This is a genomic window from Delftia sp. WY8 (genome assembly GCF_018437695.1).
In the GTDB taxonomy this organism is placed as follows: Bacteria; Pseudomonadota; Gammaproteobacteria; order Burkholderiales; family Burkholderiaceae_C; genus Comamonas; species Comamonas tsuruhatensis.
Genome location: NZ_CP049795.1, coordinates 640,761 through 667,049, shown reverse-complemented (window position 1 = coordinate 667,049; position 26,289 = coordinate 640,761). Strand labels below are relative to the sequence as shown.

24 protein-coding genes are annotated in these 26,289 nt (G+C 65.3%); 14 read left to right on the top strand and 10 right to left on the bottom strand.

All coding sequences use genetic code 11. The features are described from left to right. The first annotated feature begins 184 nt into the window (after positions 1-184). Complete coding sequence (locus G4D77_RS02875; protein WP_012204987.1) at positions 185-976, top strand: IclR family transcriptional regulator; 792 nt, start codon at positions 185-187, stop codon at positions 974-976. Positions 977-1,006: 30 nt separating this feature from the next. On the opposite strand, the gene G4D77_RS02870 is transcribed toward G4D77_RS02875, so the two are convergent. Beyond that, complete coding sequence (locus tag G4D77_RS02870) at positions 1,007-1,822, bottom strand: ABC transporter ATP-binding protein (RefSeq protein ID WP_154834573.1); 816 nt, start codon at positions 1,820-1,822, stop codon at positions 1,007-1,009. A 119-nt stretch (positions 1,823-1,941) separates the two neighbouring features. Between G4D77_RS02870 and fepB the strand changes: the two genes are divergently transcribed. From fepB to G4D77_RS02855, 3 genes are read left to right on the top strand one after another with little or no spacing between them, the layout of a single operon-like run. Continuing rightward, positions 1,942-2,952 (top strand): Fe2+-enterobactin ABC transporter substrate-binding protein, encoded by a 1,011-nt coding sequence (fepB, locus tag G4D77_RS02865; RefSeq protein WP_154834572.1) that lies wholly within the window; start codon positions 1,942-1,944, stop codon positions 2,950-2,952. Between the two features lie 3 nt (positions 2,953-2,955). Further along, the gene (locus tag G4D77_RS02860; RefSeq protein ID WP_213757893.1) at positions 2,956-4,032 is read left to right on the top strand and encodes a FecCD family ABC transporter permease; all 1,077 of its coding nucleotides are present in this window, start codon (positions 2,956-2,958) and stop codon (positions 4,030-4,032) included. Beyond that, complete coding sequence (locus tag G4D77_RS02855) at positions 4,029-5,069, top strand: FecCD family ABC transporter permease (protein WP_154834570.1); 1,041 nt, start codon at positions 4,029-4,031, stop codon at positions 5,067-5,069. Before G4D77_RS02860 ends, G4D77_RS02855 begins: the two co-directional genes overlap by 4 nt. A 46-nt stretch (positions 5,070-5,115) precedes the next feature. Here the strand turns inward: G4D77_RS02855 and G4D77_RS02850 are convergent, their stop codons facing one another. After that, positions 5,116-5,487 (bottom strand): hypothetical protein, encoded by a 372-nt coding sequence (locus G4D77_RS02850; RefSeq protein WP_063326421.1) that lies wholly within the window; start codon positions 5,485-5,487, stop codon positions 5,116-5,118. 228 nt (positions 5,488-5,715) lie between these two features. Here G4D77_RS02850 and G4D77_RS31025 point away from each other — a divergent pair, with 228 nt between their 5' ends. The 3 genes from G4D77_RS31025 (at position 5,716) to G4D77_RS02835 (ending at position 7,780) form a co-directional block, all read left to right on the top strand. Next, on the top strand, positions 5,716-5,865 hold the full coding sequence (locus tag G4D77_RS31025) for a hypothetical protein (RefSeq protein ID WP_289241873.1): 150 nt from the start codon (positions 5,716-5,718) through the stop codon (positions 5,863-5,865). A 680-nt stretch (positions 5,866-6,545) separates the two neighbouring features. Next, on the top strand, positions 6,546-6,977 hold the full coding sequence (locus G4D77_RS02840) for a hypothetical protein (RefSeq protein WP_154834569.1): 432 nt from the start codon (positions 6,546-6,548) through the stop codon (positions 6,975-6,977). A gap of 224 nt (positions 6,978-7,201) precedes the next feature. Further along, entirely contained in the window at positions 7,202-7,780 is a 579-nt protein-coding gene (locus tag G4D77_RS02835; protein ID WP_154834568.1) for a hypothetical protein, read from the top strand. A gap of 1,089 nt (positions 7,781-8,869) precedes the next feature. Here G4D77_RS02835 and G4D77_RS02830 read toward each other — a convergent pair. Continuing rightward, complete coding sequence (locus G4D77_RS02830) at positions 8,870-9,316, bottom strand: hypothetical protein (RefSeq protein WP_411527197.1); 447 nt, start codon at positions 9,314-9,316, stop codon at positions 8,870-8,872. A gap of 529 nt (positions 9,317-9,845) precedes the next feature. On the opposite strand from G4D77_RS02830, the gene G4D77_RS02825 reads away from it, so the two are divergent. Next, complete coding sequence (locus G4D77_RS02825; protein ID WP_154834566.1) at positions 9,846-10,685, top strand: 2OG-Fe(II) oxygenase family protein; 840 nt, start codon at positions 9,846-9,848, stop codon at positions 10,683-10,685. Continuing rightward, positions 10,685-11,290: a LysE/ArgO family amino acid transporter gene (locus tag G4D77_RS02820; protein ID WP_154834565.1), complete on the top strand. Its 606-nt coding sequence runs from the start codon at positions 10,685-10,687 to the stop codon at positions 11,288-11,290. The genes G4D77_RS02825 and G4D77_RS02820 overlap by 1 nt, the downstream gene beginning before the upstream one ends. 40 nt (positions 11,291-11,330) lie before the next feature. Here G4D77_RS02820 and G4D77_RS02815 read toward each other — a convergent pair whose 3' ends face one another. Further along, positions 11,331-12,266, bottom strand: coding sequence for a LysR family transcriptional regulator (locus G4D77_RS02815; RefSeq protein ID WP_154834564.1), 936 nt, complete (start codon positions 12,264-12,266; stop codon positions 11,331-11,333). 132 nt (positions 12,267-12,398) lie between these two features. Between G4D77_RS02815 and G4D77_RS02810 the strand changes: the two genes are divergently transcribed. The 3 genes from G4D77_RS02810 to G4D77_RS02800 all read left to right on the top strand — a co-directional run bounded on the left by G4D77_RS02810 (position 12,399) and on the right by G4D77_RS02800 (position 15,475). After that, the gene (locus G4D77_RS02810) at positions 12,399-13,358 is read left to right on the top strand and encodes an alpha/beta hydrolase (protein ID WP_154834563.1); all 960 of its coding nucleotides are present in this window, start codon (positions 12,399-12,401) and stop codon (positions 13,356-13,358) included. Positions 13,359-13,404: 46 nt separating this feature from the next. After that, complete coding sequence (locus G4D77_RS02805; protein ID WP_154834562.1) at positions 13,405-14,409, top strand: tripartite tricarboxylate transporter substrate binding protein BugE; 1,005 nt, start codon at positions 13,405-13,407, stop codon at positions 14,407-14,409. A gap of 151 nt (positions 14,410-14,560) precedes the next feature. Next, entirely contained in the window at positions 14,561-15,475 is a 915-nt protein-coding gene (locus G4D77_RS02800; protein WP_016448094.1) for a LysR family transcriptional regulator, read from the top strand. A 35-nt stretch (positions 15,476-15,510) separates the two neighbouring features. On the opposite strand, the gene G4D77_RS02795 is transcribed toward G4D77_RS02800, so the two are convergent. The 6 genes from G4D77_RS02795 to G4D77_RS02770 form a co-directional block, all read right to left on the bottom strand. Further along, on the bottom strand, positions 15,511-16,488 hold the full coding sequence (locus tag G4D77_RS02795) for a Bug family tripartite tricarboxylate transporter substrate binding protein (RefSeq protein ID WP_154834561.1): 978 nt from the start codon (positions 16,486-16,488) through the stop codon (positions 15,511-15,513). Positions 16,489-16,521: 33 nt separating this feature from the next. Then, the gene (locus G4D77_RS02790) at positions 16,522-18,027 is read right to left on the bottom strand and encodes an acyl-CoA synthetase (RefSeq protein WP_154834560.1); all 1,506 of its coding nucleotides are present in this window, start codon (positions 18,025-18,027) and stop codon (positions 16,522-16,524) included. Next, positions 18,024-18,929: an SDR family oxidoreductase gene (locus G4D77_RS02785; protein ID WP_154834559.1), complete on the bottom strand. Its 906-nt coding sequence runs from the start codon at positions 18,927-18,929 to the stop codon at positions 18,024-18,026. The genes G4D77_RS02790 and G4D77_RS02785 overlap by 4 nt, the downstream gene beginning before the upstream one ends. A gap of 242 nt (positions 18,930-19,171) precedes the next feature. Further along, the gene (locus tag G4D77_RS02780; protein WP_154834558.1) at positions 19,172-20,629 is read right to left on the bottom strand and encodes a c-type cytochrome; all 1,458 of its coding nucleotides are present in this window, start codon (positions 20,627-20,629) and stop codon (positions 19,172-19,174) included. Between the two features lie 5 nt (positions 20,630-20,634). Next, on the bottom strand, positions 20,635-21,222 hold the full coding sequence (locus G4D77_RS02775) for a (2Fe-2S)-binding protein (RefSeq protein WP_154834557.1): 588 nt from the start codon (positions 21,220-21,222) through the stop codon (positions 20,635-20,637). After that, entirely contained in the window at positions 21,219-24,140 is a 2,922-nt protein-coding gene (locus G4D77_RS02770) for a xanthine dehydrogenase family protein molybdopterin-binding subunit (RefSeq protein ID WP_154834556.1), read from the bottom strand. Before G4D77_RS02770 ends, G4D77_RS02775 begins: the two co-directional genes overlap by 4 nt. 433 nt (positions 24,141-24,573) lie before the next feature. Between G4D77_RS02770 and G4D77_RS02765 the strand changes: the two genes are divergently transcribed. Both G4D77_RS02765 and G4D77_RS02760 read left to right on the top strand, forming a co-directional pair. Next, complete coding sequence (locus tag G4D77_RS02765) at positions 24,574-25,620, top strand: methionine ABC transporter ATP-binding protein (protein WP_016448088.1); 1,047 nt, start codon at positions 24,574-24,576, stop codon at positions 25,618-25,620. Between the two features lie 3 nt (positions 25,621-25,623). Continuing rightward, positions 25,624-26,289 (top strand): methionine ABC transporter permease, encoded by a 666-nt coding sequence (locus G4D77_RS02760; protein WP_012205011.1) that lies wholly within the window; start codon positions 25,624-25,626, stop codon positions 26,287-26,289.

Below are 26,289 nucleotides of genomic sequence, written 5' to 3'. Positions count from 1 at the left end.
GGTCGCCATCATGCATTGAAATTCCACAGTAGGGAATGCATTCCCACATGCGGAAGAAAAAAACAGCGGCGAAATGGTGTGCGCGCACCCGTGCAGAGCCTTCGGCAGAGCCGGTATCATCGACACCGGCGGCGCCTGCGCCCCCACCTGCGATGCGCCTGGTACAGGCAAGAAAGCCCAGCCCTTGAAAACAACAACACCTCAGACGACAGCCGGCGAGAAGCGCTCCGGCACCATCCAGTCCGTCTCCATCGCCACCCGGTTTCTCATGGTCCTGGCCAATGCCGAAAGCGAACTGGCGCTGGGCGAGGTGGCCCGGCGAACGGGAACGGGGGGCTCCACGGCCCACCGCTACCTGCAAAGCCTCGTCAAGGAAGGCCTGGCCAAGCAGGACCCGGCCAGCGGCCTGTATGACCTGGGCAGCGCGGCGCTGAGCATCGGCATTGGCGCGCTCAAGCGTGTGGATGCGGTGGAGATTGCGGCGCAGCGCATGAAGGCGCTGACGCACAGCCATGCGCTCAGCGGCGGCGTCGCCATCTGGACCGACCGCGGGCCCACCCTGGTGCGCTGGTACCGCAGCGCCTACTTCTCGATCAACCCGCTGGCGCTGGGCGATATCCTGCCCATAGACAACACCGCCTGCGGCCTGGTGTTCCAGGCCTTCCTGCCCAAGGCCACCATCGACGCCGCACGGCGCCAGCAGCCCGCCCATTTCCGTGGCAAGCCGCCGGCCAAGGCCGTGCTCGACGAAGTGCGCGAGCGCTGCTGGTCCGAGATGACCAGCCACCTGCTGTCCAACGTCACGGGCCAGGCGGCGCCGGTGTTCGATGCGCAGCATGAAATCGTCTGCGCGGTCACCACCGTCTCGGACCTGGGCCAGCTCAAGTCGCCGCAAGACCGGGTCGCGCTGTTCCGCGAGGCCAGCCTGATCAACCAGTCCACGGGCGGGCGGGCCTTCAGCGCAGATTCGCCTTGAAAGCCGCGCCGGGAAAAATGCCCGGGCGCCTCAGTTCCCTGCGGCGCGCTCCACGGCATTCACGGCCCTGCGCCCCCTGGGCACCACCAGGGGCGTCCCCGACACAGGGTCTGCCATGATCACGGCCGGCAGGCCGAACACCTCCTGCACCAACTGCTCCGTGAAGATCTCCCCGGGCGCGCCCTGCGCGGCAATGCGCCCGTCGCGCATGGCGATCAGGTGCGAGGCATAGCGGCAGGCCTGGTTGAGGTCGTGCAGCACCGCAACCACCGTGCGGCCGGCGTCGTTGAGATCCGCCAGCAGCTCCATCAGCTCGATCTGGTGGGCGATGTCCAGGAACGTCGTGGGCTCGTCCAGCAGCAGGATCGGCGTCTGCTGCGCCAGCACCATCGCAATCCACACCCGCTGGCGCTGGCCGCCTGACAGCTCGTCCAGCAGGCGGCCGGACAGCGCTGCCACATCGGTGGCCTGCATGGCCTCGGCCACGGCCTGCTCATCCGCGTCCGTCCACTGCCTCAGGAAGGATTGATGGGGGTAGCGCCCCCGCGCCACCAGGTCCGCCACCGTGATGCCCTCGGGCGCCACCGCGCTTTGCGGCAGCAGGCCCAGGCGCCGCGCCACCTCCTTGGCGGGAAATTGCGAGATGTGCCGGCCATCGAGGATGACCTGCCCGGCCACCGGCACCAGCAGCCGCGACAGCGCGCGCAGCAGGGTGGACTTGCCGCAGGCGTTCGGCCCCACGATGACGGTGAAGGAGCCATCGGGAATGGCAAGGGACAGGCCCTGCGAAATCGTGCGCTCGCCGTAGCGCAGCGTCACCGCATCAGCACTCAGGCGCTGCGTCATGGCCGGTCATTTCCCACAATCGATAGGTCCTTCGGTGTTTGCAATGTGGAATGAATTCTACAATACGGAATACGCTGAAGACGCCGCCCTGGCGCCCGGCCCCGTCGCTTCGGATCGAGATGAACAGACTCCAACTTGCCGCCCTGGGCGCGGCCGCCGCACTGGCCGTGCTGGCCTGTTTCGCATGGTTTCCACGCGCCGCCGTTCCCGTGGCGGGCGCCGCACCGCATACGTCGGATACATCGCATGCGTCGGATACATCGGGTACATCGGATACGCCGGCTGCAGCACACGCAGACCATGCACCGCTGCCCCGGCGCATCGTCTCCACCTCGCCCAGCGTGACCGGCATCCTGCTGGCCATCGATGCGCCGGTCGTCGCGACCGCCGCGACCACGCCCAGCCGCATGACCGACGACAAGGGCTTTTTCTCGCAATGGGCCGCGGTTGCCGACAAGCGCGGCGTGCAGGTGCTCTACCGCAACCTGCAATTCGACATCGAGGCCGCCATCGGCGCCAGCCCCGACCTGCTGGTGGCCTCCGCCACCGGGGCCGACAGCGTGGCCCAGCACCGCACCGAACTGCAGGCGCAGGGCGTGCCCATGGTCGTGGTCGACTACTCCAGCCAGTCCTGGCAGGACATCGCCACCGAGCTGGGCCGCATCACCGGCCATGCGAAGCAGGCCGCCGCAGCCATTGCCCGCTTCGATGCCCATGTGGCGCAGACCGCCGCCTCCATCACGCCCCCGGCCCGGCCCGTCAGCATCGTCGCCTACAACCTGGCCGGCAGCTACTCCATAGGCCGCGCCGCCAGCCCCCATGCGCGGCTGCTGGCCGCACTGGGCTTCAAGGTGGAGGGCCTGCCGCCCGCGCTGGCCGCCCAGGTCACACGCGCCTCGGACTTCGAATTCATCTCCCGCGAGAATCTCTCGGCCGCCATCACCGGCGACGCCGTCTTCCTGCTCGGCGCCTCGCAGGGCGATGTGCAGGCCTTCCTGGACGATCCGCTGCTGGCCAACCTGCCCGCCGTTGCCGGCCGGCGCGTCTATCCGCTGGGCCCGACCTCGTTTCGCATCGACTACTACTCGGGGCAGCAGATGGTCGACGCCGTGGCAAGCCATTTCCGCTGAGCCATGCGTGCACGGCTCCAAGGCGCGGTGGCGCGGCCTGCCCAGCGCTCCTCCCCGCGCTCCTCCTCGCGGTCCCCCCTGCACTGCAGGCGTTGGCTGGGCCTTGCAGGCGGGCTGCTGGCGCTGGCCATCATCGCCGTGCTCGGCATCACCGTCGGCTCGCGCGACATTGCGCTGGCCGACATCCTCGGCGCGCTGCGGGCTCCGGACCTGCGTGATGACCAGCACCTGATCGTCAGCCTGCTGCGCATGCCCCGCACCGTGGTGGCCATCCTGGCCGGCATGGCACTGGGCGTGGCCGGCGCGCTCATGCAGGCCGTCACCCGCAATCCCCTGGCGGAGCCGGGCTTGCTGGGCGTCAACGCGGGCGCGGCGCTGGCCGTGCTCATCGGCATGACGGCCTTCGGCCTGACGTCCGTGCTCCAGTACGTCTGGTGCGCCTTTGCCGGCGCGGGGCTGGCGGGCGCTGCCGTCTTCGCGTTCGGCCAGTCCCGGGGCGCGGGCGCGCACCCGGTGCGCCTGGTCCTGGCCGGGGCCGGCCTGTCGGTCATGCTCACCTCCAGCGCCGGCATCATCCTGCTCAACGCGCCCCCGGAAGTCTTTGACGGCTTCCGCCACTGGGCGGCGGGCTCGCTGGAGGGCAGCGGCTATGCCAGCGCCGCCGTGCTGGCGGCTGCCGTGGCGGCAGGGCTGGCGGCGGCCTGGGCCATCGTCGGCCAGCTCAACGCCATGGCGCTGGGGCATGACGTGGGCCTGGCGCTGGGCGTCAATGTGCGCGCCACCGCGCAACTGGCCTGCCTGGCGGTCATGCTGCTGGCCGGGGCTGCCACGGCGGCCGTGGGGCCTATCGCCTTCGTCGGCCTGGTGGCGCCGCATCTGGCACGCCTCTCGTGCGGGCCGGACTACCGCTGGATACTGCCGCTGTCCGCGCTCTACGCGGCGGTGCTGCTGCTGGGGGCCGACGTGCTGGGCCGCGTCGTCGCGGCACCTGCCGAAGTGGCTGCGGGCATCGTCGCCTGCCTGATCGGAGGGCCGTTCTTTGTCTGGGTGGCGTGCAGATACCGGTTGAGCAGGCTATGAAGACCTTCGTGAACACATCCGTTGTGCGCTGGGGAGCCTGTTCGTTTCTCTGGCGGCCCAGGCCGCTGGCCGTGGGCATGGCGCTGGTCGTGCTGGCCATGGTGCTGGGTGTGCTGCTGCTGGGCACGGGAACCCTGTCCCTCAGCCCCGCCGAAGTGCTCGACAGCCTGCTGGGCACGGGCTCCAACCCCGCAGCAGAGCGCATCGTGCAGCGGGTGCGGCTGCCGCGTGTCCTCACGGCCGTCTTCGTGGGCGCGTCGCTTGGCATGGCGGGTGCCATCTTCCAGTCCATCTCCCGCAACGCGCTGGGCTCGCCGGACGTGATCGGCTTCACCACGGGCGCGGCCAGCGGGGCGATTGCGCTCATCGTGCTGGGTGACGCCGGGCCGCTGTGGACATCGCTGGCCGCCGTGCTGTCGGGCATGGCCACGGCGGCGGTCGTGCTTGCGCTGTCCGGGGGCCGGCGTGCTGCCGGCGGCTACCGGCTGGTGCTGGTGGGCATAGGCGTGGGGGCCACGCTCTCGGGCCTGAACACCATCTTGCTGGTCATGGGGGACCTGGACCGGGCCGTCGCCGCGCAGCGCTGGCTGGCCGGCTCGCTCAGCGCGCGGACATGGGCGCATGTCGCGCCCGCCGCACTGGGCTTCATCGCCATCGTGCCCGTCGTGCTGTGGTGCGCCCGCCGCATCAACCTGCTGGAGCTGGGCGACGATGCCGCCACCCAGCTCGGCGTCAACGTGCCGCGCACGCGGCTCACCATGGTGATGGCCGCCGTGGCCCTGACCGCCATCGCCACGGCAGCGGCGGGGCCCATCGCCTTCATCGCGCTGGCCGCGCCCCAGGTGGCCAGGCGCCTGGGCCTGTCGCCCGACGTGCCCCTGTTCACGGCGGCAGCCATGGGCGCCGTTCTGCTGGTGGCGGCCGACATGCTCAGCCAGTGGGCACCCGTGCGCCTGCATCTGCCCATCGGGCTGGTGACGGGGCTGCTGGGCGGGGTGTATCTGCTGTGGCTGCTGTTTCGCACGCGCAAGGGGTAGACGGCCATGCAGGGTGCAGCGGCGCGCAGACCCAGTGCCTGCGGGACTACCTGACGCCGCGCGCCACCCCAGGCCCCGCCACGGTGTACACATGCCCGGCCTCTTCGGCAGCCACCTTGGCCGCCTCGCTGCGGCGCACCTCCGCCTGGTCCTCGTACTCGCAGTTCATCACCCGGGCTTCACTGCCCGCGAACTCCGCCAGCGATTCAGCGCTGTTGCGAATGGTCACCAGCGCCTGCGCCACCACGTCCAGCCGCTGATGGCCCTCGGGAATCTCCAGCCAGGCCAGCGCCAGCTGGGCCAAGGCGGAAACCTCGGCACAGCCTTGCTGCACGAAGCGGTCCATTTCATGCAGCGCTGTTGCGAGCTTCTGGGCGTGGGTGTTTTCGGGGGGAGGGGATGGGGGGATGTGCTTCATGGGTTCGACTCTCCACGAAGCATTCCATTGGCGTCTGACATTGCATCTCCTTCAGAAAGGGGTGATGCTTGCCGGTTTTTCGTGACGCAGATACTACGAGTTGCGTAGCTGATTGGCAGGGCGTTCAAGAAGATGGGGGCTGTCGGATGGACTTGAGGCAGGTGCCTACCAGTTTGTGGTTGGCCACGGGTCAATCGCTATGAGCAGGGGAAACACAGACCGGACCTCCTGACCGTGCGCAAGTTGGCGGAAGTGCTCAAGGTGCCGATGGCGTTTTTCTATTCGGATACTGATGATGAGGTGGCGGAGTTGTTGCTCAGGTATGGGCAGGCGAGCAGGGCGGTGCGCAAGAGGGTGAGCGAGGTGTTGAAGGGGTAGGGCGTTTGGGTGGTTTGGAAGGCGGCTTGCGATCCTATTACTGCCGTTCGATCTTTTTCGGGCTATGGCTGCGATGCAGCGTGAGCAGTCTGTCGCCTGACGGCGTGCTTGGCGGATCAGGGAGATAGCGCTGAACTCGCCACCAGCGGTCGTTCGCGTTAGCTAGCAATCGACCCTGAGCCGCCGTTCAGCTAGAAGCTCTAAAGCTGTCATTCAGCCATGGTGGCGAAAAAAAGCCTTCGATTTCCAGCTGCCCCATGTCTCATGGATGCCGCAAGTCGTGCCATTTCACAAACATGCGACCCATTGCAAATAGGCCTGCTCGGTGTGTAGGCTATAGTGATCGTACGAATTCGCTCACGGACCTAATCCAGCAACCGTGTGGCGCGCGACACAGGAGGGCGGCGGGTTTCATGGCTGAATTTAGCACTGCATATTTACACAGCATGCATACCGCAAAGCTAGGCTTTAAACCCCTTGCCGATTTTTCTGTGCCAATTTAGACCGCACGCGCCAGATATGGCTTGTGGGTTGGCGCGGTCTAAACGGACAGGAGTATCAGGAGTACATGAAGTGTAGCGGGAGTGCCGTTCCCAGTTGGCTGATCGCCGTGCCGCCTAACCCTTTCATCGAGAGGACGTCTCCTCTCATGTCAACCGTTTGTCATTAGAGGAAATTACATGAAAAGAGTGAGTATCAAAGGGGTTGCCATTGGAATATTCTGCGATTTATTTCTCAGTATTATTTTGGGAATCGTGCTGGCGATTGCTTTCGTTGATAGTTCGTTGATAAATCAGCCTCCAGAAAGACTTGAGGCGGCATTACTAAAACTTGGCAATTCAACTCTATATCTAATCACCTGTCTTGTTTTGGGTATTCTGGTCACTGTATTCAGTGGATATATTGCAGCACGCATTGCAAAACAAGCGCAGTATATAAACTCCGGACTAGTGGGGATGGTGGGTATAATTATTGGTATATTTATGGCTGACGGATTACCACTCTGGTATGGCATCATATCATTCCTATCAATAATTCCCGCCGCCCTTCTTGGCGGTTACTTCGCAAGAGTTAGCCATTCGCCGCAACTGACCGCCTTTGGTCGCGGCTGAGCTCAGCCGTTGAGCATCCGATTTTATTAGCGCCACTGACAGTTCTTGGCCGGCTGCGACTGTCTCCGATCGACCCACAGCAGCAAAGTAGATAAAAGCAGACGCTGCTTTGCAGCTTAACTCAAGATTAGTTTTCCACATCTATGGACCTCTCGGAACTTTGGAAGTCTACGCCGGCAGTAAGCGCGGCAGTCGTTGCAGTTGCTGGAGCGCTATACAAAGCGATGAAGACACTGCTCGAGTTCAATGATGAATATCTCAGTAAGCGGCAATTCAAGCGGCACTCATTTCTGCGTGGCGAAGCTGAGCAGCACCGAGAATTAACGGCATTTATCGAAGCCGCCAGGCATGAGGCTGTCTTTCGTTCAACATTCGGCAGACCTGCCTCACCACGAATGGCGGCAGCTGTCATGGCCGCCTACCAATCTGGGCACTTCTCGCTGGAAGAGCTGCGAGCCAGCTTCCTCTACTCGAAGATTGAGGATGATGGTTCGCTTGTAGTGACCCCTGGGAAGTCCGGGGGGCTGATACTGGGTTTTACGATTTTTTTCATCGTTGCGATGGCTGGGTATTCTGCTGTTGTGGTGGTCTCTCTCCTAAGTCTCAAGAGCGTTCTCTCTTCAATAGCAGCATTGATTGTGCTTGTATTGACCTTTGGCTTGTTTTGGTTTTTTGGGCGGGATGCGAGATCGGTTCTCTTGGCCAAGAAAGTCGAGCGAAAACTGGTAAAACTCTCGACTGAGAAACCGAACCTGCCTCCATTGAGGGAGCAGCCTACTACTGCAGTTCATATTGAACGTTGAGTGACTTCTTATTATTTCTTCCACTGGCAGCTCCTGACCGAAGCCGGGCTTAGCTACTGGTGAGTACAGCACTGCAAAGCTGATCTTCGGGACTGCGCCTTGAGCGTCCGGTTTAGCGTAGGCATTCGACGGGTGCAGGCCGTCGCCAGTCGGCCAAGAGCAGAACTAGATAAGCTTCATCAAAATGCCCACTGACCTAAAGTGCCCTCACTGCGACTTGCGGGTATCGATTGGCGGATATTTCATCAAGCCCGGCAAGGGCTTCAGCGGGGCAACACTTGTGCCATGTGGAGCTTGTGGAACGCAACACGTGGTCAAGCACGGCATACGTGATAACGGCCCCGAATACTTCGACATCCAGAAGGTCGTTGTTGACTCTTTCGAGCCAAGCGGGTTGGATAGAGTCGTGGTTCGCATCCAGAAGTTTCACAAGCCAAGGCCCGCACTACGTGACGCACTAGCAATCGCAAGGAGCGCACCGTTCACGCTGGTCGAATCCCTTTCTGCCGACCAGGCCTCAAAGCTCGTCGAGGAGCTCAAACGAATCGATGTCCGAGCGCACCGAGAGACCACGGGCCAGGCGCGGAACCCGTTCTTTGGTCTGTCGCAGCCGAACAGCATCGAGTATCACGCCCAGCCCCAGCACGGGGATGCCCCACTCCCTTGGCTTGAGAAAAGCGAACCGGCGTCAGCGGAAGTTTCAACGATGCGCTGCATGGTGTGCCACAGCTCAGGAACGATGGTCCAGACCGTGCCGGCTGTCCTGGCCTGCCCGTCATGCAGATAGGCGAACATGGTTGAAATAGGCTACTGGCTGACCTAGTCGCTCGCTCGGACGGCAGCTCTAGTGCGGACCCGCAACTTCTCACACTGCGCACATCGCCGACATATCTGAGAGACCGCTGGGGCATCCGGAGTGAACCCATCCAACGGCCGCTTTCGGAGCCGTCGACCGACTCCTTTGGGTCGAGAGCCGTCGTCTGGTTGTCTCCGCTGAACGTCGGCAACCATCCTGAAGCTGCCGCTCAGAAGTTTGCCGTGGCCAGCCGCTCTTGGCCGCAACCCGCTCCCCACCAACCGCCAAAACCCTCACCCAAACAACCCCCCCTCATCCAACAACTCAAACGCCACCCCAGGTGTCCTCTCCATCCCTCGCCGAATCGCCGCAGGAATTGCCTGCCGTGTCTTGCTGCACAGCCCGCGCATGGGCAGGACCTCGATCTGGATGCCGCGCACGGTGCGCACTTCGCTGGCGCCGGGCTCGATGCGCACGCGGATGCCGAGCTGCTCATACATGCGCTGCTCCACATGGCGCAGGTCCTGCAGGCTGGTGATCTGTTCGAGCCGCAGCAGCAGGCGCTTTTCCTCTTCCCTGGTAAGCCGCAGGATGCGCTGGTCGGCCATGGAGTCGGCGAGCAGGGCATCGTGCTCGCAGATGCAGACGCCCGGAGGGCAGGGGACTCGGATCGGAATCTGAACGGGAAAGCTCATCGATGCCCAGGGAAGATCCGCCCCGGCCGGGACGGTGCAGGCCATGCTAGTTCAAGGCTGCAGCGGGGCCAAGGGGAAAGTCCTGGGCAGAGGCTGCAGCCGCCACGATGCCAATGACAACCATAGTTCAGGCAGGCGTGCTTGATCAGCAAGGCAGAAATTCCGGTTCACGGATGAATTTTCGAGTGAAGTGCTTTGCTTGGGCACCCAGCATCGCACCTGGATTTGCCGCTTGCCGGCAAGGAAATGAGGCTTTCGCACTTCCCGTCTAACGACGAGGGAGGCGGCACCGGCAAGTTCAAATGCCCCTTGTGTTTATGGGATACAGACTGTGCGAGAGAGCGATAAGTTGCGAATTTCTTGACCGATCAGACTCTCGATGCCTTTGTCTTCAGGGGGGAGTTGGGTTGATTACTAAAAACCAGAATGTTCCTAAGACGAAACTATGGAAAAAGAAATGCGCGGCAACTAGTATCTGCAATGGAGGGCGGGCTTCTGATGAATTGTAATGATATTTGCCGCACGTTCGATTTAAATGAGCGCGTAATTTCTGGAATCAACTGGGAGTGTTGTGATGAATGAGATTGGAATTAGGCCAAATCTAGCCGTTGGGAAAATTGGTACTTTGGAAAGTGTGGTTCAAAGAATCATCAAAGATGGTTATTGTAAGTTTTCGGTCGATGATGATTTGTATAACCTTGTCCTTGAATTTGCTGAGTCTGTGCGTAGTTCCGATTTCGAGTATAAATTGTCTCATTCCGATCAGAAACACAGCGATGGATTTATGGGGATTGGTAGCGAATTTTCCAACATCAATAGCTATGCTGATATTTGTGAGAGATTTTGCTATTGGTATTCAAGGAGTGAAGTAAACAAGAAAAATGGCGTGACTGATGCAATGGTCTACAAATTGGCCGAGCAGTTGGAGAATAGGATGAGCAGGCTTGCAGATTGTATTTTGGATGAGATATTCTCTAAATTCGACATGGATGATAAACCATCTGGGCGATGTTATTCATATTTGCAGGCATGTCTTTACTATAAAGACAATGCAGTCAATGGTAGGGATTATGCTCAAGAGCCGCATGAGGATGGCCACTTTCTTACATTCATAACAGCTAACTCAAAGGGGCTTTCCTTGCATAATGGGAAAGTAATGGAGCAAGTAAATTTTGCAGATGGAGAATTTATTGTGATGGCCGGCTCGGCACTATCGATTTTGTCAGACCATGCGATCAAATCGATATATCATTCTGTGGACAATCAATTGGAAATGAATAGAACTTCAGTGGTCTATTTTCTTAATCCGGATTTGAATAAAAATTATTCAAGTTTCTACAAAAGAAGATTGATGAATTTCTCACGGCATATTCAGGAAAATCATATATCATTTGGTAATGCAGAGATAAATTGATGGATGAGGATACTTTCTTTCTCGGTATAGCTTTCGGTCTGGGAATCATCAGTATTCCCAGCCCAAAAGATATCTTCTTCATCAAGATGTGCGTCTTGAGAAGAGGTCTTCTCTCGATGGCATTTGTCGCGGTTGCCTCTGATGCATTTCTGATTGCGGCGGGGGCGTTGCTGTTTGGGATGACCAGCGAAATCTCTGCTGTGGGTATGAGCATCAGGGTGTTGGCAGTATTTTATATTGTGTATTTGTTTCTCTCGATTGATCGCAAAGGCCTTTCCGTGGATGCGGTGGGTAGTGATCGTCTCAGGGGTGATTTTCTACGCATGGGGGAGTTGTCTCTAGCAAATCCCTATTCGTGGATTGACACGGTAGTCTTTCTAGGAGGGATGGCCGCTGTATCGACACATCCGGTGAGCTTCATTTCGGGGGCCATCGTGGCATCAGTTATCTGGTTTGTGGCGTTGATGTTTGTCTTTGGCTGGCTTCTGTCAGAGTCGATGAGAGAAAGTGTTTATAAATATCTACCGATGTTTGCAAAGATAATATTGCCGATTATCTTGTGTGTTCTGGTTATTGAGATTTACTCAATATTGAAAGAGCCTTGATGCCGCATGTTTGCTTGCTGCTGACGGCGGGCGATGCCATTCACGACTTCTGACTCCTCCCATAAAGATTCTCCAACCCCGCCCACACCCTGCGCGTGAGCGGCTTGCTCTGGGCTGCGGGTCGCCGGTAGAGCCGCACGTTGATGGGCACGTCCTTGTCGGGCCCGGCCGCGCGGGCCAGGCGGCCATCGGTCAGGTCGGTCTTGACCAGGGTGAGCGGCAGCCAGGCCAGGCCCAGGCCCTGGTGGACCATGGCGTGCAGGGAGTCGGCGAGGTCGGCCTCGTAGACAGTGCGCAGGCGCGTGGTGTCGCACAGCTCATGCAGGTGGCTGCGCAGGATCTTGCCCAGGGACATGCTTTGCGCGTAGTCCAGGTAGGGCACCAGCGGGCCGCCGCCGTGGGCGGGCAGGGCGTATTTGGGCAATTGGTGAACCAGGGGGATGCTGACGGGGATCAGCGTGTCCTGGCCCACGGGCAGCCAGGCCAGGTGGTGGCCCTGCAGGCTGCCTTCGATGGCGGGCTGGGCGTGGCACATGAGCAGGTCCACCTTGCCTTGCAGCAGCATTTCCACGCCGTAGTCCAGGCTGGTGGTGACCACTTTCCAGCACAGCTGGGGCATGGCCTGGTTGAGGGCGGTGATGATGCCCGGCAGGACGGTGTGCGACAGCGTGCGGCCGGCCGCGATGGTGATGGTTTCATCGCGCGTGCGGAGGGGGCGCTGCAGCAGGCCGTGGGTCTGCTCCAGGATGCCCAGCACTTCATGGGCCGAGGCCAGCAGCGTCTTGCCGGCGGCCGTGAGCGTGGTGGATTGGTGGCCGCGCTCGACCAGGGGCGTGCCCGCCCATTCCTCCAGCGCGCGGATGCGGCGGCCAAAGGCAGGGTGGGTGATGTGGCGGCGCTCGGCGGCCTTGTAGAGGCTGCCGGTGTCGGCCAGGGCCTGCAGGTCCTGCAGCAGTTTGAGGTTGAGTTCGTGCATGGGTAGGGTGGGTGCAGGGCTGTGCTGATCCGGCACAGCGCCGCCGCAATCGGCACAGCACCAAGGCGGGGCATGCCTAGCATGGCGGCATGCAAGAGAAGCCCTGTTATGCCTGAAGTTTGCCTCAGGAAGATGCAAAGCCATTTCATTGGCGGTGCGCAGCGCACGGTGCGGGATCTGCCGATCCAGCACAGGGAAGTGGTGCGCAATGGCGGCGAGCGGCCGCTGGACATGAATGGCAGCTATGCCGTAGGCCAGATGTACGCCATGGAGTACCGGCTGGCGCGTCCGCGCAGCCCCCTGCCGGTGCTGCTGTGGCACGGCGGCGGCATGACGGGTGCGCAGTGGGAGTCCACGCCCGATGGGCGCCAGGGCTGGCTGTGGCGCCTGCTGGAGGCCGGCCATGACGTGGTGGTCTGCGATGCCGTGGAGCGCGGCCGCGCGGGCTGGGCGATGTTCCCCGAGATCTATGCCGAGGCACCCGTGTTCCGCAGTGCCGAGGAGGCGTGGACGCTGTTTCGCATAGGCCATGCGGCGCCTTCAGGCGACGGTGTGGGCGAGCCCTTCGTCGGCCAGCGGTTTCCACATGAGAATTTTGACGCCCTGGTGCGGCAGATGGTGCCGCGCTGGCTAGGGCACGAGGCCATGGCCATGGCGGCCTATGACGCGCTGCTGGAGCAGTTCGGCCCCTGTGTGGTGATAGGCCACAGCCAGGGCGGTGGCTTTGCCGCGCATGCGGCCAGCCGCAAGCCGCACCTGGTGCGCGCCGTGGTGGGGGTGGAGCCTACGGGCATGCCGGTGCTGCAAGAAGGGCAGCAAGGTCAGCAGGGGGCGGATGCCTTCGCGCCTGCCTCGGCCATCCCGCACCTGGCGGTGTGGGGCGACCATTTCGCGCACAGCCCGCAGTGGCAGAAGTACCGCGCGCAGACCGATGTGTATTGGCAGCTGCTGCGCCGCCTGGGCGGCCGTGCCGAGGTGTTGGACCTGCCGGCCGCAGGCATCACCGGCAATTCGCATTTCTGCATGCTGGACACCAATGGCGACGAGGTGCTGGGCCGGGTGCTGGCCTGGCTGGAGCGCCTGGGCCGGTGACTGGAGAGTGCTGGTCCCGAAGAATTTCAACGAGGAGAAAAATCCTATGCAACGCCGCAATTTCATGATCCGCAGCCTGTCTGCAACCACGGCGGCCCTGGCCCTGGGCGCCCTGGCGCCCGCGCAGTCGGCCCTGGCGGCCGATGCCGGCTGGCCCACGACCGAGCCCATCCGCCTGATCGTTCCGTTTCCGCCCGGCGGCACGGCCGATGTGGTGAACCGCCTGTTCGCGCAGCAGCTGGGCAAGGTGCTGGGCGCCTCGGTGATCGTGGAGAACAAGGCCGGTGCCGGTGGCTCGCTGGGCACGCGCTTCGTGGCCGATGCCAAGCCGGACGGCTATACGCTGCTGGGCGCCACGTCCAGCACGCACGGCACGAATCCGGCCGTCTACACCAAGCTGCCGTATGACGCGGTGAAGGATTTCACGCCCATCACCCAGGTGATCACGGTGCCGGGCGTGCTCAGCGTGCATCCCTCGGTCAAGGCGGCCAATCTGAAGGAGCTGATCGCGCTGGCCAAGGCGCAGCCGGGCCATCTGTCGTATGCGTCCTCGGGCGCGGGCGGGCTGGGCCATCTGGCCATGGAGCTGTTCAAGGCCAAGGCGGGCGTGCAGATCATGCATGTGCCCTACCGTGGCGCGGGCCCGGCCTTCACCGATCTGATCGGCGGCCAGGTGTCCATGCTGTGGGAGCCGCTGCCGGCTTCGCTGCCGCACATCAAGTCCGGAAAGATCCGCCCGCTGGCCGTGGCCACGGCCCAGCGCAGCAGCGAGCTGCCCGATGTGCCGACCTTTGCCGAGTCCGGCGTGCCCGGCTACGCCGTGCAGGCCTGGAACGGCCTGCTGGCGCCCAAGGGCCTGCCCAAGGACATCCGCGACAAGCTGCACAAGGCCAGCGTGCAGGCCCTGGCCGATCCGCAGCTGCGCCAGCGCCTGGCAGAGCTGGGCGGCACGGTGGTGGCCAATACGCCGGAGCAGTTCGGCGCGGTGATCCTCAAGGATGTGACGACCTGGAAGCAGGTGGCCGCTTCGTCGCAGATCAGCCTGGACTGATGCGGCGGGCACCGGGGAAAGCCCTGTGTCCCGGCGCCCACGGGTGGCGGGGCCAGGCGTCGTGACGGTGCCATAGTCCGGGGGTGGCGGTCCGGGCGCGTTGCCTGCGGCCGCGCACAAGGCCGACCGCCTGACCTGCCGCTCCCAAGCCATGGACATCAACCTCATCCGCAATTTCGTAGAGATCGTGGACGCGCGCAGCCTCAGCGCTGCGGCGCGCAAGCGCGACATCACGCGCTCCAAGGTGAGCAAGGAGCTCAAGGCGCTGGAGACGGCGCTGGGCGTGACCCTGCTGCACCGCACGACGCGCAGCTTTTTGCTGACGGCGGCGGGCGAGGTGCTGTACGAGCACGGGCGCAGCATCATCCAGGAGGTGGAGGCGGCGCAGGGCGCCATCGACGCGCTGCAGCATGTGGTGACGGGCTCGGTGCGGCTGAGCATTCCCACGGGCCTGGGCGAGCTGTACCTGGCCGACATGCTGCTGGCCTTCCAGAAACGGCACCCGCAGGTGCGCATCCGCGTGCTGTTCTCCAACCGGGTGAGCGATCCCATGAGCGCCCAGGTGGATGTGGCCGTGCGCGTGGCGCGCGACGTGCAGGAGCACCTGGTGGCGCGCGATCTGGGGCCGGTGGGCTTTGGCCTGTATGCCAGCAGCGCCTATGCCAAGGCGCGGCCGTTCCACGACCCTGCCGAGATTCCCCACGGAGTGCTGCTGACGCCGCCCGGCGACGGCAAGACCTATGCCGTCTCGGTAAAAAAGGGGCAGCAGGAGATTGCGCTCAAGTGCGAGCCCTGCATCACCAGCGAGCATTTCCCCTTCCTCAAGCAGTCCATGCTCCGGGGCAGCGGCGTGGCCACCTTGCCCAACTACATGGTGATGGACGAGCTGCGATCGGGCGCGGTGCAGCGCGTGTGCCCGGACTGGACGGTGTCCGGCCTGGGCGACAGGCTGTACATCATCACGGCCGAGGACCGTCGGCCCTCGCATGCCGTCAAGGTGATGACCGAGTTCCTCAGGGCCAGCCTGCTGCGCTTCGTGGAGCAGGCCGAGGTGTCCGGCCCTTAGGCCCTTAGGCCCTTAGTTCATCACCTTTTCGGTCTTCAGTTCTCCAGCGCAATCGCGTTGTCCGCGATCACCTTGCGCCACATCTGGCCGTCAGCGGCCAGGAAGTCGTCGAGCTGGGCCTGGGTCTGGGGCTTTCTGGCGGCCAGGGTCTGGTTGCCCAGGGCGCTGGCGAACTCGGGGTTGAGCATGACCTTGTTGACGGCGGCCTGCAGGGTGTTGCGCGCGTCCGCGGGCGTGCCTGCGGGCACGGCAATGCCGAACCAGGTGGAGGCCCTGAAGCCCGGCACGCCCGATTCGGCAATGGTGGACGTCTGCGGCAGGAACTGCGAGCGCTCCGGCCCGGTGGTGGCAATGGCCACCAGCTTGCCGGCCTTGATGTGGGGCAGGGAGGTGCCGGCCACGTCCACCATGAGCTGGGTGTCGTTGGCCATGAGGGCGGTGAGGGCCGGCGCGCTGCCGTTGAAGGGAATGTGGGTGGCGGCCACGTCCAGGCGCGACTTGATCAGCTCGGTGGTCAGCTGCAGCGGGTTGCCCAGGCCGACCGAGCTGTAGTTGAGCTTGCCCGCGTGGGCCTTGGAGTAGGCCTTGAGGTCGGCCACGTTTTTGATGCCGGTCTGGCTGTTGGTGACCAGCACCAGCGGGGCCTCGGCCAGGATGTTGGTGAGCTTCAGCTCCCGGTCGGGGTTGTAGCTGAGCTTCTTGTAGAGCAGGGGGTTGAGCACCATGCTGGCATTGCTGGCCAGCAGCAGGGTGTAGCCGTCGGCCGGCGAGCGCGCCACGGCCGAGGCGGCAATCATGGTGTTGGCGCCCGGCCGGTTCTCCACGACCACGGACTGCTTGAGCTCCGTGGACAGGTGCGTGGCCAGGGTGCGGGCCAGCACATCGACCGAGCCGCCCGGCGCATACGGGGCGATGAGCTTGATGGGCTTGCTGGGGTAGTCGGACTGGGCGAACCCGGGGGCTGCGGCTGCGGTGGCCGCAGCGGCAAGCAGCAATGCAATGGCCTTGTTCATGCGTTGTCTCCTTCTCTTTCGGTGTTGGCGGGTTCAGATCTTGCGCTGCGTCGCGCCCCAGTGGGCGTCGCGCAGCTTTCTTTTGGCGATCTTTCCGTTGTCGTCGCGGGGCAGGCGCTGGAAGACGAAGCTGCGCGGCAGCTTGTAGGCCGCCAGCCGGCCGCGCAGCCATTCTTTCAGTTCGGCCTCGGGCAGTGTGCCTGACTGGCCGGGCTCGACCAGGGCCAGCAGCCGTTCGCCGTACTCGGCATCGGGCACGCCGATGACGGCGCAGTCTGCTATGCCGGGGTGCCTGAGCAGCTCGTTCTCTATCTCGGCCGGGTAGATGTTCACGCCGCCGGAGATCACCATGTCCGAGTCGCGGTCGCAGACGTAGAGAAAGCCTTCCTCGTCCAGGTAGCCCATGTCGCCCAGGGTGATCAGGCCGCCCTGGTCCATCTTGCGGCGGGCCTCTTCGTTGCCCTTGTAGGTGAAGTCGGCATAGGCGGGCTGGCGCACGTAGATCAGGCCCACCTCGCCCGTGGGCAGGCCCTGGCCCTGCCTGTCGAGGATGCGGACCTCGGCGTCCTGCAGCGGCAGGCCCGCGCTGCCGGGGTGGGTGAGGGCATCGGCCGAGCCGATGAAGGTGACCAGGCCCGACTCGCTGGAGGCATAGGTCTCGTTGATGATGGGCCCCATCCACTCGATCATGGCCTTCTTGACCTCGGGCGCGCAGGGCGAGCCGGTGGAGGCAATGAAGCGCAGCGAGGAAATGTCGTAGCGCTCGCGCACTTCGCGCGGCAGCCGGAGCAGGCGCACGTACATGATGGGCACCATGTAGGCGGTGTCGATGCGGTGCTCCTGCACCAGCTGCAGGAAGCGCTCGGGGTCGAAGCGCTGCTCCAGCACCACCAGCTCGCTGAGCAGGAGCGCGTTCTGGAAGTACAGGCTGGGCGCGCTGTGGTAGATGGGTGCGGTCAGCAGGGTGCGCGCGCCGGGCTGCAGGCCGTAGGCGGTGGCGATCAGCGCCTGGTTCACGGCCAGGCGCCGGGGCAGCTCTTCCACGGGAAACGCCTTGCGCAGCACGCCCTTGGGACGGCCCGTGGTGCCCGATGTATAGGCCATGTGGCCGCGCGGCGCGACCAGCGGGCCGTCGTAGGGTGCCTGGGCGGCCAGCCAGGCTTCGTAGTCCTGCTCCGGCTCGCGTGCGTGGGCGACGCGCCGGGGCAGGTCCGCATAGAGTTCGCCCTTGAGGCCGTCGAGCAGGTCCTGGCTGGTGATGAGGGCGCGGGCGCCGCTGTCGGCCAGGATGTAGTCGATCTCCGTGGCCGTGAAATGCCAGTTGATGGGGCAGTAGTAGATGCCCGCAATGCGGCAGGCATGGACCACGTCGGCGTATTCGATGCCGTTGCGCAGGAAGACGGCCAGCACGTCGCCTTCGGCCAGGCCCAGGCTGCGCAGGCCCTGGGCCAGCTGGCGGCCGCGCTGCTGCTGGGCGGCGCCGGTCAGCGTGCGCTGTTCGAAGACCAGGGTGGAATGGGGCGTGGCGGCGGTGCTCATGTGGGCGTGGCCTCCTGCTCCCCATCGTTGACGTTGGGCTGGTTGGCGGCCTTGGCCATCTGCCCGGCGCGCGCCCAGTCGGCATCGTCCCAGGCCTGGTATTCGGTGAAGTAGGCGCCATTGGCCAGGGCGTCGCCGCCGTCCAGCGTGATGGTCTGGCCGTTGAGCCAGGTGTTGCCCGGGGCCAGGATGAAGGCGGCCATGTTGCCGATGTCCTCGCCCGTGCCCAGGCGGCGCGTGGGGTTGTCCAGGCGGCGGCGGTCGGCCGAGTCCTCGTTGCCGTCGATCCTGGGGCGCAGGCGCTGGCTGGCGCCCTGGGTGGGAATCACGCCCGGCGCAATCGCGTTGAACCGTATGCGCTTGGGACCCCATTCCACGGCCAGCGATTTGGTCATGGCGTCCAGCCCGGCCTTGGACATGGCCGAGGGCACGACGAAGGGCGAACCCGTGTCCACCCAGGTGACGACGATGGACAGCACCGAGCCCGGCAGCCCTTCGGCGATCCAGCGGCGGCCCACGGCCTGGGTGACGTAGAAGGTGCCCCGGAAGACGATGTCCGAGATGGCATGGAAGCCGTTGATGCTCAGGTCCTCGGTGCGGCTGACGAAGTTGCCGGCCGCGTTGTTGACCAGGCTCGTCAGCGGGCCGTGTTCGGCCCAGATGCGGTCGATGACGGTGTGCACGGCCTCGGGCTGGCGAATGTCGAGTTCATGCGCAAAGGCCTGCGCGCCCGTGTCGTTGCTCAGCATCTCGCAGGCCTGCTGCACCACGGAATGCCGCCGGCCGCACAGGTGCAGCTCGGCACCCAGCTCCGCCAGCTTGGCCGCCATGGCCAGGCCCAGCCCCGTGCCGCCCCCGGTGATCAGGACGCGCTGGCCCTGGAATAGATTGGCTTCGAACATGCTTGTCTCCTTTTGCTTTCACTCTAGGGAGACAGGGGCGGCTGGCAAAGGAGGGTGGTGGAACGCGGTTGGTTCCGTGGTGGAAACAATGGGCGGGGTTTCGGGCTGTGATCACAGCCAGTTCACGAAGCAGTCCTGTCCTTCGGCAGGATTGCAACCCCCCAACCCCCTCAACCCCCGCAACCGCCAAGACGCAGGCGCGGGCATAGGGGGGCAGGGTCTTTGCAGAACAGCCCGGGGTTTCAGGGCGCAGCCCTGTGCCCCGCCTTGCCCGCTGCGCTGCGCAGGTCGGCCACCTGGGCTGCGGTCACATCGGCAGGCTGGCCGCCCAGGGCCGTGCGGGTGTAGTTGGCCAGGGCGGCGACTTCGCCATCGGTCAGTTCCTGCATGAAGCCGGGCATGCCGGGCAGGGGCGTGGGGCCCTGCTGGGTGGCCGGGTGCTTGGGCAGGCCGACGAGGATGGCCAGCACCAGGTTGCGGGCGTCGGCCTGGCGCACGGTGCTGTTGCCCTTGAGCGGGGGCATGGTGAGGCTGCGGCCCAGGCCCTCGCTGCCGTGGCAGCTGGCGCACAGCGCCATGTAGTGGCCCCGGCCTGCGTCCAGCGTGCCCGCGCCGTTGACCGCGCCATTGCCGGCGCTGTTGCCGGCGCTGTTGCCGGTGCCGGAATCCGGGGACACGGCGGCCGGCAGCGGCTGGGGCGCGGGCGGGTTGTCGCCCAGCAGGAAGGTGGACAGCGCCGTCATGTCCTCGGCCGTGAGGTACCGGGTGCTGTTGGCGATGACCTCGTGCATTTCATCGAAGGCGCTGCCGTGGGCCGAGAAGCCCGTCTGCAGGAACTGGGCCATGCCCTCGCGCGTCCAGCCGCGTGCGGCCAGGGCTTCGGCGGTGATGCCGGGGGCCGTGAACAGGGACAGCGTGCCGCCCTGCAGCCAGTGGTCCTTCTGCATCTGGCCGAACATGCCGCGCGGCGTGTGGCATTCGGCGCAGTGGCCCATGACATTGCCCAGGTACTGCCCGCGCAGCCAGGCAGGGCTCTGGCCCTGCGAGCCCACGGGCAGCGGCGCGCTGGACAGGAACAGCGTCTTCCAGCCGAACATGAGCACGCGCAGGTTGAAGGGGAAGGGCAGGGCGGGCTTGGTGTTGGGCTGGGCCACGGGCCGGATGTTCATCAGGTAGCCGTAGATCAGGTCCGAGTCTTCGCGGCTCATCAGGTGGTAGGAGGCATAGGGCATGGCCGGGTAGAGCTGGCGCCCGCCCGGCGCCGTGCCGCGGGTGACGGCGGCGTGGAATTCCTCGGCCGTCCAGCGGCCTATGCCGTGGTCCGGGTCGGGGGTGATGTTGGTGCCGTAGAGGGTGCCGAAGGGCGTGGGCAGGGGCTTGCCGCCCGCAAAGGGCTGGCCTTCCCGGGCGCCACCCATGCCACCCACCCCGTCATGGCAGGCCATGCAGTCGGCGGCGCGCGCCAGATACAGGCCCTGGGCCAACTGCTGGGGGCTGCGGTGCACGGCCTGCGGCTCGCGCTGCGGCACATGGGGCCGGTTGCCCCAGACGGCGGCAATGGCAAACAGCACGGCCAGCAGCAGGAGGACGAGCAGCAGCCCGCGCCAGCGGCGCCTGGGCCTGCGCGGTGGCGGGGGGCGGGCACCGCTGTAGTCTGCGGGTGGCGCGGCGGTGGCTGTGCTGGGGTCGGCGGCGGACATGGCGCTCATCCTTTCAAGGTCAGCCCGGGCGTGTTCAGGACCAGGTCCTTCACGGCCGCGTAGTAGCGCACATAGCCGGTGCAGCGGCACAGGTGGGACTGCAGCGCCTCGCCCACGACCTGTTCCACATCGGCCGCGTGGATGGGCGCCTTGGCCAGGCGCTCGACCAGCACCGTGGCCGCGATGACGAAGCCCGGCGTGCAGTAGCCGCACTGGAAGCTGAAATGCTCCAGGTACTTCTGCTGCACGGGGCTGATGGCGATGACCTTGCGCGGCTGGCCCGAGGCGCCGGGCGAGGGCGGGGGCGCGGTGTCCGCGCCGGCCGGGTCGGCAATGCCTTCGATGGTGCGGACCTTGCGGCCCTGGAAGTAGTGGACGCCGGTGATGCAGGTGCGCATCTCGCGGCTGCCCTCGGGCCCGTCCACGATGACGGTGCAGGCCCGGCATTCGCCGATGCCGCAGCCCAGGCGCGAGCCGGTGAGGTTCAGGTATTCGTGCAGGAAGTCGATCATGGGCATGCCTTCGGGCACGTCCATGGGGCCGACGGCCTGGCCGTTGACGGTCAGCGACAAGGGGCGCGGGACAAGGCTCATGGTGCGAGTGCCTCCCTGATCTTTTGCGGGGTCACGGGCAGGTCGTGGAAGCGCTTGCCAATGGCGTGGTGCAGTCCGTTGACGATGGCGGCGACGATGGGAATCATCACCACCTCGGCAATGCCCTTGGGTGGGTCGGTGTCGGACAGCGGGGGCAGCAGCTCGGCCGTCTGCTTCCAGACCGCCACCTCGCTGCCGCGCGGCAGGTGGTAGCGGTGGAAGTTCCAGTTGCCGTCGCCGGGGCCGCCCTCGTACAGCGGCATGGTTTCGTACAGCGCATGGCCTATGCCCATGGCAATGCCGCCTTCGAGCTGGCCGTGCACCAGCTCGGGCACGATGGGCCGCCCGCATTCCATGATGGAGTGGTGGGCCAGCAGCTCGACCGCGCCCGTGCCCGTGTCCACCGCCAGCTCGACCAGGGCCGCATTGGCGCTGTAGTAGGTGACGCCCGCGTTGTTGCGCTGCATGGGCGGATAGAACAGGTTGCGCCGCGCAATCATGCGGTAGCCGGCGGCGCTGCGCCGCGCGGTGACAGAGGCCTCGACAGGCGTGGCCGCCTGCGGTGTGTCGGTGGTGTCAGGGGCAGGCGTGACGGCGCCAGCATCGGGCGCGCTGCCCAGGCGCACGGCCAGCGCGTCCAGCGGCCGGCGCGCGCTGGTGCCCAGGATGTCGAAGTCCGCCTCGGCCCATTGCCAGCGGTTGAAGGTATGGCCCACGGCGCCCGTGACCAGCTGCATGGCATGGGCCTTCTGGGCCAGGGCCTGCAGGGACAGCGGCTGCATGCCGTTGGCCGTGAGCATGCCGTTGACCCAGCGCGCATCCTCGCGGCGCACCACGTAGGGCGCCTTCTGGCCGCCGCCCGTGCCCTGGCTCCAGATGGCGACGGCGGCCGGCCACAGGCCGTGCTCGAAGACCACGCGCGCCGTCTCGCTGGTGGCGTGGCTGTAGTAGTAGGCCGAGTTGCTGGCGCTGGCCGGCGAGGCGTAGACCGGCGTCCACAGCGGCCGCGTGGCGAATCGGTCCTGGTCGGCCTGGGGCATGGTGTAGTTGTCGCCCTCGGCCTTGAGCGGCAGCTCCGGCCAGTCCAGGCAGGCGGTCTGCAGCTCGTCGGCGGGCTTGCCGAACCATTGCACGCACAGCTGGGCCTGCGAGGTGCCCATGCCCGTGCCGATCTCGGTGCCAGAGTGGTGCAGCAGCACGCGGCCCTGGGGCGATATCTCGATGCGGGCGAAGGCCGCTTCGCCGCCCGTGCCGAAGTCCTTTTGCACGCAGGCAAAGCCCACGCCGTAGCGCTGGCCCGGGTGGCTGGCCTCGTAGGCGGTCTTGCGCTTGGCGCGCTCGGTCCACAGCGGATGGCGGCGGGCGCGCTCCAGCACCTCGTCGGCGCGCAGGGCACCGGCGGCAATGGCGCCCTGGGTGTTCTTGGCGCCCGAGGTCAGCACGTTGCGCAGGCGCAGCTCGATGGGGTCGATCTGCAGCAGTTCGGCGATTTCGTCCACCATCATCTCGGTGGCCGCCATGCTCTGCAGCGTGCCGTAGCCGCGTGCCGAGCCCGCGTCCAGCGCACGGCTGGCCAGGGCCACGGCGGTGATGTCGTTCTTGGGAAAGTAGTAGATGGACTGCGCCGCCGTGCCGCCGACCATGGCGACCGAGGGCGAGAAGTTGGCCCGGCCGCCGCCATTGGCCGTCATGTTGGCCACCAGGCTCTGGAAGAGGCCGGTCTTCCTGTCGATGGCCATGGTGTAGTCGATCTCGAAGGCATGGCGCTTGAGCGAGGACTGGAACTGCTCGAACCGGTCATTGGCCAGGCGCACGGGCTTGCCGTCCGCATACAGCGCGCAGACCAGGCCGTAGTAAGGCATGGGCGCGTGGTCCTTGGAGCCGTAGCCCACCGTGTAGCACGGGTGCACGAAAAGGCGCTTGAGCGGGAACCTGCTGGCCTGCACCATCTGCGCTGCCCATTCGGCCACTTCGTGCGGCGATTGCGTGGCCAGCACCATGTGCAGGCTTTGCGTGGCCGCGTCATACCAGCAGTTGGCGTTGTCGGGCTCCAGCGCGGCCGTGTCCACCGATTGCGTGGCGTAGTGGCGCTGCAGCACCAGCCAGTCGGCCGGCGGCGTGGCCAGTTCCTGGGCGATCTGCTCGGCCGCGCGCAGGCCGCGTGCCGTGACCGCGTCGGCCTTGGAGATCTGCGGCCAGACCAGCGGCTTGCGTTCGGCGGGGAACAGCGGGGCATCGCGCAGGCTGGAGAACACGTCGTCGTCAAAGGCCGTTGCGCCGCCCTGGCGCACATAGCGGAACACGCCCCAGGGTGGACGGTCCAGCGCGCCCGTGATGCGGCCGTAGCGGATGACGCCGGCCGTGGCCTGCAGCCTTTCCTTGGCAAAGCGAAAGCGCGCGAAGTCGTGGTAGATCAGGATGGCCACGGCCTGGCCCAGGTAGGCGGGGGTCTTGCCTGCGGGCAGCAGCATGTCCTCGCCATAGAACTCGGGAAAGGCCAGGCCGTCGCGCGCCAGGTCTTCGGCGGTGACCACGCGGTCGGGCGCCAGCTCGCCGTCCAGTGCGGAAAGGTCCATGCCGTCGAACAGCCGGTCGGCCAGCGTGGTGCGCACGATGAAGGCATGGGATTGCTGCTGGGGCCAGTGCGGCATGTCGCGTGCGCGGATATCGCGGGCGAAGACCTTGGCGCCCATGACCTTGGAGCGGCCATCGAGCCGCATGCGCGGCAGCTGGGTGGCCGGCTCGCGGGCCACGCTGCCCAGGACGCGGTCTTCAAAGAGGGCTGCATAGGCCTGGCTGGCCAGCGGCGCCACCCAGACGCTGACGCCTGCGATGCTGGCGGCCTGCAGAAAGCCGCGCCGCGACAAGGGAGCCGCGCCGGCCTGGCTGCCGGCGCCGGAGTGTTGTTCTGGGCGCATGGCGCTCTTCTCCTGTGGGGTTGAGCCCACTGTAGGAGGGCGCATGCCGCGCGGCCTGTCAGCAAAGGCTGCTTCTGGCGTCAGCGCGGCGGCAGCGGCGGGTGCGTGCCATCGTCAAAAGCAGGAGCGGGCCGGGGCCGCCAGGCCGCGACGGCAGCGTGCCGGCCGCACTGTCAATCAGACGCCGCCGCAAGAACGGCCTTTCCGCAGTGCTCCGTGGCGCCGCGCATAGCCCGGCAGGGCAAGGGCGTGTCCACATTCAGGCATAGTTGAGGGTTGTGCAGAAAGTAGTGAAGTCCCGGGCATAACCGGAGCTTCTTATTACTTTATTTTTTTATAGTTTGCGTTTTTATACGCGCAACCTATATTTGCTCCCACTTCCCAACAATGCGCAGCGGCGTCCCCAGGCCGTCCTGCGCCGCGGCGTTTTTTCATGATCGAGATTCGGGATCTTTCCCTGACCTACAAGGGCCCCACCGGGCCCGTCCATGCCTTGCGGGGCATCAACCTGCAGATCGAGTCGGGCGAGGTGTTCGGCATCATCGGCCGCAGCGGCGCGGGCAAAAGCTCGCTGGTGCGCTGCCTGAACCTGCTCAACCGCCCGACCTCCGGCCAGGTGCTGGTGGGCGGCCGTGACCTGATGCAGCTCAGCGATGCCGAGCTGCGCACGGCGCGCCGCGACATCGGCATGGTGTTCCAGCATTTCAACCTGCTGTCCTCGCGCACGGTGTTCGACAACGCCGCGCTGCCGCTGGAGCTGGCGGGCATGTCGGCCGACGACATCAAGAAGCGCGTGGACCCGCTGCTGGACCTGGTGGGCCTGAGCGCGCTGCGCGACCGCTATCCGGCGCAGATCTCGGGCGGGCAAAAGCAGCGCGTGGGCATTGCGCGCGCGCTGGCCAGCCACCCCAAGGTGCTGCTGTCGGACGAAGCCACCTCGGCCCTGGACCCCGAGACCACGCGCTCCATCCTGGACCTGCTGCGCAAGGTCAACCGCGAGCTGGGCCTGACCGTGGTGCTGATCACGCACCAGATGCAGGTGATCAAGCAGATCGCCGACCGCGTGGCCGTGATCGACGGCGGCGAGATTGCCGAGCTGGGCCCCGTGATCGACGTGTTCACGCGCCCGCAGCAGGCCATCACGCGCAGCCTGATCGACGAGATCGTGCCCCAGCAACTGCCCGAGTCGGTGGCCGTGCGCGTGAATGCGCTGGCCGCCCAGCTGGCGCCGGGCCAGCAAGGCCGGCTGCTGCGCCTGTCGTATGCGGGCGAGAGCGCCTACCAGCCCATCCTGTCGCACCTGATCCGTGAGCTGGGGCTGGACCTGTCCATCCTGCATGGCCAGATCGACGAGATCCAGGAGCAGACCTTCGGCTCGCTGGCCGTCTTCGCCAGCGGCGACGCGGCAAAGATCGATGCCGCCGTGGACCATCTGCGCGCCACCGGCGTGCAGGTGCAGATCGTTTCCACCAGGGATTGAGCGATGTTTGAGAATTTTTCGGAAATGATGCTGGAGCTGTTCGTCAGCTCGCTGTGGGAGACCATCATCATGGTCGGCGTCTCGGGCCTGGTGGGCGGCCTGATCGGCATTCCCCTGGGCGTGTTCCTGCGCCTGACCGACCACGGCGGCGTGCTGCAGAACGGCCCGGCCAACAAGATCGTGGGCTGGATCGTCAATGCCCTGCGCTCCACCCCCTTCATCATCCTTTTGGTCGCCATCATCCCGCTGACGCGTCTGATCACGGGCTCGTCCATCGGCACCTGGGCGGCCGTGGTGCCGCTGACCATTGCGGCAGCGCCCTTCGTGGCGCGCCTGGTGGAGACCGCGCTGCGCGAGGTGGACAACGGCCTGGTGGAAGCGGCCCAGTCCATGGGCGCCACCACGGGCCAGATCGTCTGGAAGATCCTGCTGCCCGAGGCGCTGCCCGGCATCGTGGCAGGCCTGACCATCAGCTTCGTGAGCCTGACCGGCTACTCGGCCATGGCCGGCGCCATTGGCGGCGGCGGCCTGGGCGACCTGGGCATCCGCTACGGCTACCAGCGCTTTTTGCCCGATGTGATGCTGGCCGTGGTCATCATCCTGATCTTCTTCGTGCAGGCCATCCAGAGCCTGGGCGACTGGGCGGTGCGCAGGTTGAGCCACCGCTGA